We start from the raw sequence: 13,654 nt of genomic DNA, 5'->3' as shown, positions 1-13,654 counted from the left end.
CTGTTTTTATGATTGGATACCAATTACTGGTTTAAAGACCAGATCGAATAGGAATTGGGCGGGCATTGGATTTTCACCCATTTGTCGCCCTGCGTCGTTGGATACCACGAGGAATTTCCGGTAAAATCTTTGATCTGCTGGCTGGTCCAGTTGGTCTGAATCCATCGTTCCTGCCAGCTGGAAGAGCTGTTGATGTAGACTATCAGACCCGGATTCCCGTTATAGCCGTTTCTCCGGGCAATGTATTCATCATTATCGGTGTATAAAATCGAAGTCGTTCCCGTAGCTTTGTTGTTGTGAATCCAGATGAGGTTGTTCAGCCTTTCTTTATTCAGCCATTCTTCATAATCCCTGTAGAAAATGGTAGGATACCCTTCGTGGGTCAGAATGTAAGCATACGCCGGCATTTTGTTATAAATGATATCCGTATCATGGTTGGCAACAAAAGTTACCGCTTTAAAAGGGTTTCTTTTCCACATCATATCATCGTTCAGGACATTAAGGTTTCCGTTATCAAAGGCTTCATCCATTTTATAATAGGCTGCAAAATCGAATACCGAACTGTTGGCGTTGTTTGCCCAGGATTCCAGGGTATTGACGTTGGAATCCCATAATTCTCCGACTGAAAAGCCGCCGACACCGGAATTCCAGCTGTTGACGACCCAGGCGCCGAAGCCTTTAACATAATCGAACCGCCAGCCGTCAAATTTCATTACGTTCTTATAATACTTGCCTACAGAATCGTCCCTGCCCCACAGCCAGTCCTGCACATACGGGTTGGCGTGGCATAAATCGGGAAAGCCTCCGAAGGCCCCTTCGTCATTATTCCCGTAAGCATTTTTATAGAAATCATTGTAGCTTCTCTGAAATTTCCCTGAAGCGACTCCTGAAAAATTGGTCCAGGTATTGGAACCGACGTACGGATTGTATTCCGACTGTCCGCCGCTGTTGTGGTTAATCACGATATCGGCATACACCTGCATATTTTCCGCATGGGCCTTGGTAATCAGCGCCTCAAGTTCTGCTCTGGATCCGAAACGGGTCTCGATACTTCCGTTCTGGTTATAATTTCCGAAATCGTAATAGTCCGTCGGGTCATATCCCATGGAATAGGCACCGTTCTGTGCTTTGGAAGCCGGAGGAAGCCAGACGGCACCGATTCCCGCGTTCGACCAGTCGGTGAGTTTTCCTTTAACGGTATTCCACCAGTTGCCGCCATCCGGAACATCCCAGTAGAAACCCTGCATCAGCACGCTCCCGCCCTGCCCCGCAACGAATTTTCCTGTAGAGGAAGAAGATCCTGTACTGAAAGGACGCCCGTCGTGATGGGTAACATTTACAATCTGATCATGAACACCCGGGTCTTTTTGATCCCCGGCAACCATCTCGTCACTGGTCCGGCAGGAATGAATCAGCACCAGCCCAAGTACTGAAAGCAGGTAAGGTATTTTTTTCATAGGATAAAATTTTAATTATTAATGTGTTAACTAATTTACATTTTTATTGATATAAATTCCATCATCAGAGAAATATTTTTTGGTATTGCTATGAAACCCATGGTAAATGCCACCGGAAAAGATTCATTAAAAAATCATAAACTTTTAAGATTTTCAGCACAATTTTTCTATTAATCCATATATTTGCAGACTATGGAATACAATACCCAAAAAACTCAGCTTCATTTGCCGGAATATGGCAGAATTATACAACAGTTGGTTGAACGTTGCAAAGAGATTCCTTCAAGAGAGGAAAGAAACGAAATGGCAATGGCAATCATTGATTTTATGGGTCAGAGAAACCCTCAGCTGCGAGACGAAGAAAATTATAAACATAAACTTTGGGACCATCTGTATATTTTAGCCGATCATAACCTTGATGTGGATGCTCCCTACCCTTTTCCTACCAAGGAAGAGCTTGAGGAAAAGCCGAAAAAAATGGAATATCCCAAACTGCAGGGTGATTTTAAATTTTACGGAAAAAGTATTCTTCAACTGATTGAAAAAGCAATCGAACTTGAGCAGGGAGATGAAAAAGAAGCCCTGATCGAGGTAATTGCCAACAATATGAAGAAATCCTATAATGTATATAATAAGGAACATGTAACGGATGATGTGATTTTCCGCCATCTGAAGGAACTTTCGGAAAACAGGCTGGACCTTACCGGAATCGATACGCTTGAAAAAAGTAAGATCTACTATACCACGAATAACAACAACCGGAATAACCAAAACAACAACCGGAACAACCAGAACAACAACCGGAACAACCAGAACAACAAGAGACGACACAATAACAACAATAACAATCATAATAAAAACAGAAAGTAAGCATGAGTGGAACATTTCAGATACGAGGAGGAAAAAGACTGCAAGGTGAAATTACTCCACAAGGGGCAAAAAATGAAGCCCTCCAGATTCTGTGTGCCGTTTTATTGACTGATGAGGAAGTAAGGATTAAAAATATTCCCGATATCCACGACGTTAATCGATTAATTGAGATTTTGGGCGACTTCGGAGTAAAGGTTACGAAGAATGCGCACGGCGATTATACTTTCAAAGCCGACAAGGTAAATTTTGATTACATCAAATCCAGCGAATTTAAAAAAGACGGAGCCAAACTGAGAGGATCTATCATGCTGATGGGCCCGATGCTGGCAAGATACGGCGAAGCCTATATGCCGACTCCGGGAGGTGACAAAATCGGAAGGCGACGACTGGATACCCATTTCCAGGGCCTTGTAGAGCTTGGTGCGGAATTTCATTATGATGAAGAAGAATATTTTTATTCGTTAAAGGCCAAAGAGCTGAACGGGAAATTCATTCTTCTGGAAGAAGCTTCCGTAACGGGAACGGCCAATATTGTAATGGCAGCTGCCCTGGCCAAAGGAAAAACAAGGATTTACAACGCCGCATGCGAACCTTATCTTCAGCAGCTTTGTAAAATGCTGAACCGTATGGGAGCCAACATCACCGGGATCGGATCTAATCTGCTGACCGTTGAAGGAGTAGACTACCTGCACGGAACCGAACATACCATGCTTCCTGACATGGTGGAGATCGGATCGTGGATCGGTCTTGCCGCCATGACCAAATCTGAAATCACCATTAAAAATGTGAACTGGAACCAGCTGGGTGTTATTCCGAATACTTTCAGAAAACTTGGAATTGAGCTTGAACAAAGTAATGATGACATTTTTATTCCTGCCCAGGAACATTATAAAATCCAGAAGTTTATTGACGGATCTATCCTCACGATCTCTGATGCCCCGTGGCCGGGATTTACACCGGACCTGCTGTCGATCATCCTGGTTGTTGCTACCCAGGCCAGAGGCAGCCTTCTCATTCATCAGAAAATGTTTGAGTCAAGACTGTTCTTTGTAGATAAACTGATTGATATGGGGGCACAGATCATTCTTTGCGACCCGCACCGGGCAACCGTAATCGGATTAAACCAGGAAACCCCGCTAAGAGGTACCACGATGGTTTCCCCGGACATCAGAGCAGGAAATGCCCTTCTGATCGCCGCCCTTTCCGCCGAAGGAAAATCCATTATCCACAACATCGAACAGATCGACAGAGGATATGAAAATATTGATGGCCGACTGAAAGCCATCGGTGCCGATATTGAAAGAATCTGATGATATCTGATTATACTTAAAACCGCCTTTAAGGCGGTTTTTTTATTTTACGTGAATTCGAATTTATTCAACTTACAGTCAGATATTTAATCAATTCAAAAAATTCTTCGTAGGATAAATTAACCAGTCAAATTTCCGTTAGGATTTTATCGTATCCTGTAATAAGCCCTTCTTTCAGGACTTTAAGACCATACCAATTTGATTGCTTTCAATTTATATCCAGTCTCTTATTTAATTAAAATAAAATTAAGGCGGTTTTATTCAGGATTTTAGACAGAATGACTTTTTGATAGACTAATAAATATGCGGTTTGATCAACTTTGATCCTTTTTTTGACAGAAGAAACTTCCGGCATCCGGCATTCCTCTTCCAGCCTTTTTATCCGAATTCTACTTCGCGTTTACGTTAAAATAAAACGGCCGTCATGAACCGACGGCCGCTTTCTGTAATTAAAACCAATATGAACTCACTTAAAAATATTTCCGGCAGGTATAGGCCACCGTGGTATTCAAAAGCTTATTTTTATTCAGGTAAAATTCCAGCTGTTCAAAATCATCCGGATAGACATTGATGTACAACTGAACCGTTCCGAAATTCCTTCCGTTCACATATTCTACATTTGCCGACAACACTTTATGACAGATCCCGAACTGATGGTAAATCGCATTCATCAGCTGTTCGAACTTTATTTTTCCGTTCAGTTCTATTTCCAGTACCAGTTCTTTCTTAGAAAGGTTTAGCGTATTCTGCAAAACCTGAATTCCGGGAGCAGGGATTATCATATTTAACATTTTAAAGTTGGACATACATTAAGAGATTCCGTTTCTTCAACGCTTAGCTATGACAAAAATATAAAAAATTATTAGTCTACAAAATTAGTAGGGTAATAATTTTCAATTTTAACATTTTAATTTTAAGAATAGAAATTCAGGAAGATCTAAAAATAGCGTGAACCGTAGTAGAATTCGGATGAAACAGCCGGAGGAGTGATGATGGATGCCGGAAGCTCTTTCTGTCGGTTGCTTTAAATAATGTGAGTCCGACCGTATCATCATCATATTCAGCCGATTATTTAATTCAAAAATAAAAATGAAAGTGATTCAGTTGGGATTTTAAATAATACTCATTTTGCCGGAACAAATACACGGTTTATGCTTCTGATAGGATTTTATCCTATTCTGTACTAAGCCGTCCTCTCAGGACTTTAAAAATAAGAGAAACTAGTTCCTGATTGAAAAAAAAGCCGGTTATTCAGGATTGAATAAGAACTCCTCTGATAAAAGCGATAACCTATTCAGTTTGATGATCAGGACCTTTGATCCTATGTCTGACAAGAGAAACTTCCGGCATCCGGCTTCCCTCTTCAAGCCTTTATTTACGGTTTGTACCTCGAATTCACGTTAAAATAGTACTCCCGAATTTACATTAGAACATATCGTCGGTAAACAGGAAGCATATAATATTACTAATTATTAATTGCCCTACCCATCATTTCAGTTCCATGATCCGGTCCAGTTTATCGGAGGCTGCCAGACCGTTGGGATTGCAGCCGGGTTCTCCTTCCGGGACTTTCAGGTTTTTTTTCTGATAAAATTCTTCCCAGAAGGCATTGGTTTTTCCGGTTTTCGGATCGATGAAAGTCATGGGTTCCAATTTGAAAATACGGTTATCCCTAAATGCCCTTTCAACAAAATCTGAGCAGTAATACGAATTTTCATCCAGGATATAATTAAAATTGTAGGGTTTCCCCAGCATGGAATTGGCTTTACGTACAGCAGCAGGAACAGCCTTCTTATACTGAGGTTTCAGGCGGTAAACCATTACCCGCTGTCCGTCATTCTTCCGGTCTTTCAGAAAATCCTTCAGGCTCTGTTTCTGCGAACCCCTTTTTGGTGCGGCATGAAGCACGAAGTTACCGGCCCTGTTTTTTTCCAGCATCCCGATGTGGTCAAAAGAAGCATTTTCCTGTTTGCGGGTCACATTATTGATGGCTCCGGAAAGCCCGGTTTCTTTAGCGGTTACAAACAACAGATCGCCGTTTTCGAGCCCGGAAACCGGTGTGCTTCTGCAGCTGGTCATCAGATTGAACAAGAGAACAGCAACAGCCAGGTGCCGCAGAAAATCATTTCTTTTTAAGATTCGTTTCATAAATATCAATCCACTCTTCAACAGTCATTTTTTTACTCAGTTCCGCTAACAGTTCCAGCGGAATATCATCCATCTTTTTGAAGCGGATGCAGGATTTCCCCATATCCGGCTTTCTTTTTGAATATTTCGGATAGGCTGTCACAAACCAGTCCAGCAATTCGGGCTTCGCATACATTCCCATATGATAAAGCGCAATAAAGTTTTTCTGGGAAGCAAGACTGATGAAAGGCAAAGGTAAGCCCGGTGTACAATGATAGCCTGCAGGATAGGTTTCCAGAGGAACCGCCCAACCGATCATTCCATAACTCATACCCTGGCAAAACCCGTCGGGAAGATTATCGTTAATCGCGTCAAAAATTTTCCTGAAAATCTCCTGCCGGTTTCCGGGAATCCGTGAGAGGTAGTCATCAATGGAAGCGGATGTTATCTGCATTATCGTAGTTTTTAATCATTGTCCAAATTAACAAAATTTAAATGAAACCTGATTTTATTCAGGCAAAAAAAACAGCTGAACTTGTGGTCCAGCTGTTTATCAGATCTATAGGAATCTGAATTATTTCTTGATGGCTTTTGCCGTTGACCGGGAACCGTCTTTATAAGTTACCGATACCAGGTATACGCCTGCATTCAGTTCGGTTAAATGCAATTCGTTTCCAGGATTTTCAAGCGTCTTCACCACTCTTCCTGAAACGTCTGCTACAGAAACCGATTTGATTTCCTTTGTATCGGAGATATAAAGAACATCTGTAAACGGATTCGGATAGACTTTGATTTCATTTTTCTTTACAGCGGTTTCAGCGGTTGCCAAGGCACCGGTTACTTCAAATTTAAAATCAATAAACTCTCCTCTTGTTATCGCTCCGCATGAATTGGAAGGTGCTGAAGTATTGAAGTCGGTTAGTACTCTCATTCTGTAAACTCCCGGTGCCGTTCCGGCCGGTACCGCAATGGATCCTGAAGTAGAGGTTACATAACCGGTAGTAACAAACACTCTTTCTGTTGTTTCAAAGGTAAGATTATTGTTCCAGTCTACCCAGACTGCAAATCCGCACGTAGGACCTCCTGCCGTAAAAGATACCGCAGTACTTGATCCCGCAGCGTTGGATATTTTGTTATTTGTTGAGGTTAAATTCTGGTATCCGCCGGCTGCGCCCGCAGTTGATGTGTATGCCATATTGGTAACAGCCCCTGTAGAACTGAAAGCCGATACCCAGGAATTCTGGTTGGAAGACGAAGGCAAACAATATCCTGTTCTTATCGTCAAAGGATCGGTCCATATACTGGTATCGCTGCCGATGCATTTTGATCTGACAAATATGTAGTAATTGGTATCAGGCGTTAAATTCATCAGTGTTGCAGAAGTACCTGTAGCCGATACGGAATTGGTGGCATCTAAAACAGTCGCAGATGTTGGAGGTGTACTGCTTGTGCTGTAATAGACATTATATCCATTGGCAGGGGCCGGATTAGGAGCCGTCCAGTTTACTGTTGCTGAGGTTGTCGTTACAGTGGAGGTGGTAACAGCGGTCGGCTCAAGACATGAAGGGATGCTTTGCACGGTAATATTATCGATATACATCCCCTGATTGATAGCAGCCATCCCATGTTTGAAAGCAAGCTGAAGATCTGAACCTGCAGGAATATTTACGGTATACATTCCGTAAGTAGCGGTCAGAGCCAAAGGAGATCCGATCGGTGTGAATGAAGCAGGATCCGTAGGGTTTGACAAAGTACCTACCGATAAAGTAGTAGTGGTTCCCGATGATGCCCTGGCATAAAATCTCACCCGCTTGGTACCGTCTGAAAGGCTCACGGTAGGAGGAGAAACCAGCATCTGGCCACCTGTAACACCGCTCGAGTTATATAAATAATAACTGTTAGGTGAAGAATATGGCGTTGATGCACTCACATATCCGTATCCTGCAAACGAAGCACTTTCCAGATAAGACCAGCAGCTCGGTGCGTTATTATTTGTTGAAGAGCCTGTAGTGGTGGCATCGAAATTCTCCGTATAAGGAACCGTGAAGGTTGAACATGCCGTCTTGAAGGTTCCCCCGAAAGACCATACGCTCTGGCTTGTCGCAGTACTGCAATTGGTTCTTACCCAGTAATAGTAGTTGGTGTTGGAAGTAAGACCTCCGATGGTCGTATTGGTACCGGTAACTCCTGCATAAGTAGGCGTTGTTGTGTTTGTAGGTGTTGTATTGGAGGTACTGTGATAAACATCATAGCTTACGACACTGCTGGTAGGCGCCGTCCAGGATACCAGTGCGGAAGTGGCCGTGATGCTGGCGGGTGCCTGCAGAACCGGAGGTGCACAGGTTGAATAGGCATCGGCTGAGAAGGCAAAAATATTCGGGAGACCGGAACCGGCAGTCTTTGTAACCGTCGCGCTCTGTATCGCTTTTGTCTGATTGGCAGCATCAATGGCCATCTCGAACTGATACAGCCTTGGATTCGTACCGCCTTCCGGTGAAGGGGAATCATCGCCGGTAGCAGGTGTTGCTCCGGGCTTTTTAATCCGGCCAATGCCCTGAATAGCGTAGTTGGTTCCACCATACCAGTCTGAAACACTGACGCCCGTGAATGTTTGTGATGTACCGTCCGTAAAGTTCACTACCACACTTACCGTTGAAGCACCGCTTCCGCTAACGGCAAGCATATACAGCTTGGTAGCTGCTTTTGGTGTTGTAAAGGCTAAAGTTCCCGCATCATTTACAGCAGCCAGCCTCAACGAGTTGTTAGCGCTTAAACTTGCCAGCTGATAACTCAGGCCCGGAGTAGCAGCTACTGCAGAACTGATAAGTCCATTTGTAGGAATCCCGTATGTAAGAGCAGTACTGGAAGAAGTCAGCTGAAAATCACGGGCAACAAATGCGTACGAAACACCGTCTACGTCATTATTGGTAGAAAGTGCCGAGGATCCTATGCCATTAGCAATCACATCTGCATTAAAACCTGAAGAAACAGGCATCTGCTGATAATTTTGTGCAGCCACGGAACAGGCTGCGAACAGAGCCATCGTATTGACAGCTCCAAAAAGTAATTTTAATTTCATATTTACTAAGTATTACAAATGTAAATTTATAAAAAAACCAATACAAAAACTAATTTAACTAAATTTTTATATTTAAATTTTAAAAACATTAAAAATTAAATATTTAGTCACTTTTTTTTGAAATAGTAATTCCATATAATAAAACTCTTATACCATCTATATATTCATCAATAATGCTTACCGATTGCCTATCCGGAAAAAAGGACTTCAATCTTTCTTTGAAAGCTTTATTTTAATATTGAAAAATTAAATCTTATTTTTGCCATACAAATTTTTTGAACAATGCCGAATATTTCAAACAGAGCACTACACATGCCGCCGTCGCCGGTAAGAAAACTGGTCCCTTTTGCCCTAAAGGCCAAACAGAGAGGAACCAAAGTCTATCACCTCAACATCGGGCAACCCGATATTGAAACCCCGGAAACGGCACTGAATGCTTTAAAGAATATCGATCTGAAAGTATTGGAATATGCGCTTTCCGAAGGAAACATCGAATACAGAAGAGCCCTTACGGAATATTACCATTCTCTGGATTTTACGGATCTTACACCGGATCATTTCATCGTCACCAACGGAGGGTCGGAAGCTTTGAATTTTGCCATCTCCACTTTATGTGACGATGGTGATGAGGTAATTATTCCTGAACCGTATTATGCCAATTACAACGGGTTTACCAGTACTTTTAATGTAAATGTAGTGGCAGTGCCTTCAACTATAGATACCGGCTTTGCCCTTCCTCCGATCGAAGAATTCGAGAAAAAAATAACGGCTAAAACCAGAGCCATCGTCATCTGTAATCCCGGAAACCCTACCGGTTATCTTTATACCCGGGAGGAACTTCATCAATTGGCGGAAATTGCTCTGAAGTACGACATTGTTGTGATTTCCGATGAAGTATACCGAGAATACGTATATGACGGAAAACAGCAGATCTCCATGCTGGCTTTCCCTGAGCTGGCGGAAAACTGCATCATCATTGATTCCGAGTCCAAAAGATATTCGATGTGCGGCGTGAGGATCGGCTGTATGATTACCCGTTCCAAAAAGATCCATGATGCGGCGATGCTTTTTGCACAGGCAAGATTAAGCCCTGTTTTATTGGGGCAGATTGCGGCAACGGCAGCCCATAAAAATGACGGTGCATACATCCGTTCTGTGAGGGAAGAATATACCCACCGGAGAAACGTCCTGGTCGATTCACTGAATGCGATCCCGGGGGTTATCTGCCCGAAGCCCAAAGGTGCCTTTTACTGCGTAGCGGAACTTCCGGTAGATGATACCGAAAAGTTTGCCCAGTGGCTTCTGGAAAGTTATTCCAATAACAATGAAACGATCATGGTAGCTCCTGCCGGAGGTTTCTACAGTGATCCCGAACTGGGTAAAAAGCAGGTACGGATTGCTTATGTTTTAAAAGAACAGGATCTAAAGAGAAGCGCAGCCATTCTTAAAGATGCACTCGAAAAATACAAAGCGGAATTCAGCCTTTAATATAAAAAAACGATAGATGTCAGCAATAAAATATCACGGTCTGAAAATTTTCTCATGCCTTATTTTATTGCTGATTTTTATTTCCTGCAACCCAAAAGAATCCTCATCTGCAAACGGAGATCCCAACGGAATCATTTCGATCAGCTATTCGGAAATCGGTGGACCTCTGGGAAACTACAGCATGGTAAAAGTAACCCAAGATTCCATCTATGCGGAACAGGGAGTTACCAGGAACAGGACCCACAAAGAGTGGAAGTCGGCCATCAGTCTGCAGACCTGGAAAAGACTGACCTCAAATATTGACGTCAAAACTCTTGACAGGATAAAAAGCTCTCCCAGCCAACAGTCCGTCGATGGAATTGATGAGACATTCCAGATCCGGACGCCGAAAAAATACCATGCGTATGTGAATGCTTTTGTAGACACGGCCCACTACGGACAGCTGAAAAAACTGAAAGACCAGATCCGCGCCCTTCTGCCAACAGAATACAATTAAATCATGCACGAAAATTTTTCACTACAGTCCTACAATACATTCGGGGTAGATGCAAAAGCAAGATACTTTACCGAAATACATACCGTTGAAGAATTAAAAGAAGCCCTGAATTTTTCAGGTACCAAAGGCCTTCCTCTTCTATTCCTCGGAGGCGGAAGCAACATCCTGTTTACCCGGGATTTCGATGGTCTGGTGATCCAATTGAACCTGAAAGGAATCTCTCTGCAGCCTTTGAATGAGAATGAAGTGCTGGTTACTGCAAAATCAGGAGAAAACTGGCATGAATTCGTCATGTCCTGTCTGGATAAAAATCTGGGCGGACTGGAAAATCTTTCGCTGATTCCCGGTAACGTAGGAACATCCCCAATGCAGAACATTGGTGCTTACGGCACCGAAATCAAGGATATTTTCGACAGCTGCACCGTACTGAATCTCAAAACACTGGAAACCGAAGTTTTTGATCTCGAAAAATGCAGTTTCGGCTACAGGGATTCCATATTTAAACAGGAAGGCAAAGGAAAATACATCATTCTGGACGTTACTTTCCGGCTTACCACCCGAATTCACCGCATCAGCACAGAATATGGTGCCATCAAAACCGAACTGGAAAAATCAGGGATTGAAAACCCGACGATTCAGGAAGTCTCTCAGGCTGTCATCAGCATCAGGCGGAGCAAACTCCCCGATCCGAAAGAAACCGGAAATGCAGGAAGCTTTTTCAAGAACCCGACGATTCCTCTTACACAGTTTGAATCTCTGAAGCTGCAATTTGAAACAATACCGGGTTATCCGAACGGTGATTCTGTAAAGGTTCCGGCCGGATGGCTGATCGAGCAATGCGGATGGAAAGGCAAACAGATCGGCAACGTTGCTTCCCATAAATTGCAGGCGCTGGTGATTGTCAATGCCACAGGCGAAGCTTCCGGAGAGGAAATCTTTAATTTTTCAACCCAAGTCATCAATTCCGTAAAAGAAAAATTCGGGATCGAGTTGGAAAGAGAGGTCAATATCATTTGAGAGTATGTTTAAATTTTAACTCAGAAAATTCTGTCATCACTCTTAATTTTCTGAATTAAAATAAACTTTGTTTGTTCTTCTTTAATATAATGATTTCAGTGAATTAAGTAAATGCAGCCGGACAGCTAATCCTTGATTTCCATCTGCTAAAAAGACCTTAATTCCTTAATGTTAAAAAACAAAGGCCTAATTTAGAGATGCTCTGATAAAAAATTCGTCGAAGTTCAGAACTTTGTCAAGCAGTATCAACTTAAAATACAAAATATGAAAATCGCTATCCTCGGTGCCGGAAATATGGGCCTGTCTTTTTCAAAATCATTTTTGAAGTATGAACTGATCAAACCGGAAAATCTCCACCTGATTACAAGAAACGAATCTAAATTCCCTAAAATTGCGGAAGAATTTCCTAAATCCAGAATTTCCGCTTTTGAAGACGTGCCGGAGCTGGATGCTGACCTGATCATCATTGCAGTAAAGCCGCAGGATTTTGCCCATGCCGCGGAAAATTTCAGGTTTCAGCTGAAAGAAAAACAGATGGTCTTATCGATTATGGCGGGAATTAAAATCGGAAAAATCCAGAAACTGCTTGGCCATCCGTTGGTTGTAAGGGCCATGCCCAATTCTCCTACCCTGCTCGGAATGGGAATTACCGGATATACTGCAGCGGAAGGAATTTCCTTCAGCCAGCTCATCCATATCGAAAGGCTGCTGAATTCAACAGGAAGATCCGTCTATCTGGAAGATGAAAATTTGCTGGACAGTGTAACCGCCCTCTCCGGAAGCGGACCGGCCTACTTTTATTACATCGTTGATGCCATGATCAAAGCAGGAACTGAAATGGGAATCGAGGAAAATTTATCTCGGCTTTTCGTTCAGCAGACGATGCTGGGCGCCTATCACCTGATCAACAATTCGGAAAAAAGCCTTGAGGAACTGATTCAAGATGTTGCTTCAAAAGGAGGAACCACCGAAGCAGCCCTGAAAACATTTAATGACAGCCGACTGAAAGAACTTCTCAAAAACGGAATTCTGAATGCGGAAAAAAGGGCAAAGGAATTGAATGGATAGTCAATGGTAAACGGGAACCTGAAGCCACATTACCATCTTTAAAATCCGTGCCATCTGCGGGAGAATTTCACCACAAAAGCCACAAAAGATCTTAATGCTGTATAAAAGTTGAATACTTCATGATTAAAAAAGCACTTAAAAGTTTAAAAATCTTTGATTTTTATCTGTATGCTCTAAAATATAGGCAAACCATGAAAACTCTTTGTGCCTGATGTGCTAAAATAAGGCATTGTTCTCCTTGAGATCCGTAGAAGATCCATTTGCCTTTTACAGCAATTCACTTCACAAAATACCCAAACCTCTTTTCAATATTTTTTTTAATTAAGAATCCTAAAAAGACCCCAAACGTATTCAGGATCACATCATCCACTTCAAAAATCCCCATCCTCGAAAAATACTGCAGGGCTTCTACAATGGTAATGGCCGAAACAAAGGCAAACAGCAGGTCCTGAAGATTATTCAGCTTTGGAAACAGCCATCCCAGAAAACCGAAAGGCATGAACATCACAATATTTCCTGCAACGATCATGAAAGCATCTTTCCACGAAATACAGCCTTTGATGAAGTTGACGGTAGAAACAATAGGCGCCACCGTGAGCAGATGGTCATCCATCTGCCTGCGGCCCATCCCGAAGAACATAAGGTATAGCAGAAACAGGGTATAAGGAACAATAATAATCTTATAAAATTTCTTTAACATCGTTTACAAATGTATTCATTTCAAAAACATTAAATTTGTATA

Annotated in this window: 12 protein-coding genes; 6 read left to right on the top strand and 6 right to left on the bottom strand. The window is 42.4% G+C overall.

Features of this window, described 5'->3' with window-relative positions; all coding sequences use genetic code 11:
* Window positions 1–23: 23 nt before the first annotated feature.
* Complete coding sequence (locus CHA01nite_RS14465) at window positions 24–1,457, bottom strand: alpha-amylase (protein WP_146942581.1); 1,434 nt, start codon at window positions 1,455–1,457, stop codon at window positions 24–26.
* Window positions 1,458–1,649: 192 nt separating this feature from the next.
* Here CHA01nite_RS14465 and CHA01nite_RS14460 point away from each other — a divergent pair, with 192 nt between their 5' ends.
* Window positions 1,650–2,327, top strand: coding sequence for a DUF4290 domain-containing protein (locus CHA01nite_RS14460; RefSeq protein ID WP_146942579.1), 678 nt, complete (start codon window positions 1,650–1,652; stop codon window positions 2,325–2,327).
* Window positions 2,328–2,329: 2 nt separating this feature from the next.
* Complete coding sequence (gene murA, locus CHA01nite_RS14455; protein ID WP_146942577.1) at window positions 2,330–3,637, top strand: UDP-N-acetylglucosamine 1-carboxyvinyltransferase; 1,308 nt, start codon at window positions 2,330–2,332, stop codon at window positions 3,635–3,637.
* Between the two features lie 470 nt (window positions 3,638–4,107).
* Here the strand turns inward: murA and CHA01nite_RS14450 are convergent, their stop codons facing one another.
* From CHA01nite_RS14450 to CHA01nite_RS14435, 4 genes are all read right to left on the bottom strand, one after another.
* On the bottom strand, window positions 4,108–4,419 hold the full coding sequence (locus CHA01nite_RS14450; protein WP_146942575.1) for an NIL domain-containing protein: 312 nt from the start codon (window positions 4,417–4,419) through the stop codon (window positions 4,108–4,110).
* A gap of 706 nt (window positions 4,420–5,125) precedes the next feature.
* A complete protein-coding gene (locus tag CHA01nite_RS14445; protein WP_146942573.1) occupies window positions 5,126–5,785 on the bottom strand; it encodes a YiiX/YebB-like N1pC/P60 family cysteine hydrolase in 660 nt (219 codons plus the stop codon).
* On the bottom strand, window positions 5,760–6,218 hold the full coding sequence (locus tag CHA01nite_RS14440) for a DUF1801 domain-containing protein (RefSeq protein WP_146942571.1): 459 nt from the start codon (window positions 6,216–6,218) through the stop codon (window positions 5,760–5,762). The genes CHA01nite_RS14445 and CHA01nite_RS14440 overlap by 26 nt, the downstream gene beginning before the upstream one ends.
* 120 nt (window positions 6,219–6,338) lie before the next feature.
* Complete coding sequence (locus tag CHA01nite_RS14435; RefSeq protein ID WP_146942569.1) at window positions 6,339–8,843, bottom strand: fibronectin type III domain-containing protein; 2,505 nt, start codon at window positions 8,841–8,843, stop codon at window positions 6,339–6,341.
* Between the two features lie 282 nt (window positions 8,844–9,125).
* Here CHA01nite_RS14435 and CHA01nite_RS14430 point away from each other — a divergent pair, with 282 nt between their 5' ends.
* The 4 genes from CHA01nite_RS14430 (at window position 9,126) to proC (ending at window position 12,912) form a co-directional block, all read left to right on the top strand.
* A complete protein-coding gene (locus CHA01nite_RS14430) occupies window positions 9,126–10,331 on the top strand; it encodes a pyridoxal phosphate-dependent aminotransferase (protein WP_146942567.1) in 1,206 nt (401 codons plus the stop codon).
* A 16-nt stretch (window positions 10,332–10,347) separates the two neighbouring features.
* The gene (locus tag CHA01nite_RS14425) at window positions 10,348–10,827 is read left to right on the top strand and encodes a hypothetical protein (protein WP_146942565.1); all 480 of its coding nucleotides are present in this window, start codon (window positions 10,348–10,350) and stop codon (window positions 10,825–10,827) included.
* A 3-nt stretch (window positions 10,828–10,830) separates the two neighbouring features.
* Entirely contained in the window at window positions 10,831–11,844 is a 1,014-nt protein-coding gene (gene murB / locus CHA01nite_RS14420; protein ID WP_146942563.1) for a UDP-N-acetylmuramate dehydrogenase, read from the top strand.
* A gap of 264 nt (window positions 11,845–12,108) precedes the next feature.
* Window positions 12,109–12,912: a pyrroline-5-carboxylate reductase gene (proC, locus tag CHA01nite_RS14415; RefSeq protein ID WP_146942561.1), complete on the top strand. Its 804-nt coding sequence runs from the start codon at window positions 12,109–12,111 to the stop codon at window positions 12,910–12,912.
* Window positions 12,913–13,189: 277 nt separating this feature from the next.
* Here the strand turns inward: proC and CHA01nite_RS14410 are convergent, their stop codons facing one another.
* A complete protein-coding gene (locus CHA01nite_RS14410; protein WP_146942559.1) occupies window positions 13,190–13,612 on the bottom strand; it encodes a VanZ family protein in 423 nt (140 codons plus the stop codon).
* Window positions 13,613–13,654: the final 42 nt, after the last annotated feature.

Source organism: Chryseobacterium hagamense, from assembly GCF_007991455.1.
GTDB classification, from domain to species: domain Bacteria; phylum Bacteroidota; class Bacteroidia; order Flavobacteriales; family Weeksellaceae; genus Chryseobacterium; species Chryseobacterium hagamense.
Note: the sequence above shows the minus strand (reverse complement) of the source record. Positions and strands in the feature narration are given on the sequence as shown.

Coding starts and splice junctions, on each gene's coding strand:
- CHA01nite_RS14465 (WP_146942581.1), bottom strand. CDS start 1,457: ATGAAAAAAATACCTTACCTGCTTTCAGTACTTGGGCTGGTGCTGATT.
- CHA01nite_RS14460 (WP_146942579.1), top strand. CDS start 1,650: ATGGAATACAATACCCAAAAAACTCAGCTTCATTTGCCGGAATATGGC.
- murA (WP_146942577.1), top strand. CDS start 2,330: ATGAGTGGAACATTTCAGATACGAGGAGGAAAAAGACTGCAAGGTGAA.
- CHA01nite_RS14450 (WP_146942575.1), bottom strand. CDS start 4,419: ATGATAATCCCTGCTCCCGGAATTCAGGTTTTGCAGAATACGCTAAAC.
- CHA01nite_RS14445 (WP_146942573.1), bottom strand. CDS start 5,785: ATGAAACGAATCTTAAAAAGAAATGATTTTCTGCGGCACCTGGCTGTT.
- CHA01nite_RS14440 (WP_146942571.1), bottom strand. CDS start 6,218: ATGCAGATAACATCCGCTTCCATTGATGACTACCTCTCACGGATTCCC.
- CHA01nite_RS14435 (WP_146942569.1), bottom strand. CDS start 8,843: ATGAAATTAAAATTACTTTTTGGAGCTGTCAATACGATGGCTCTGTTC.
- CHA01nite_RS14430 (WP_146942567.1), top strand. CDS start 9,126: ATGCCGAATATTTCAAACAGAGCACTACACATGCCGCCGTCGCCGGTA.
- CHA01nite_RS14425 (WP_146942565.1), top strand. CDS start 10,348: ATGTCAGCAATAAAATATCACGGTCTGAAAATTTTCTCATGCCTTATT.
- murB (WP_146942563.1), top strand. CDS start 10,831: ATGCACGAAAATTTTTCACTACAGTCCTACAATACATTCGGGGTAGAT.
- proC (WP_146942561.1), top strand. CDS start 12,109: ATGAAAATCGCTATCCTCGGTGCCGGAAATATGGGCCTGTCTTTTTCA.
- CHA01nite_RS14410 (WP_146942559.1), bottom strand. CDS start 13,612: ATGTTAAAGAAATTTTATAAGATTATTATTGTTCCTTATACCCTGTTT.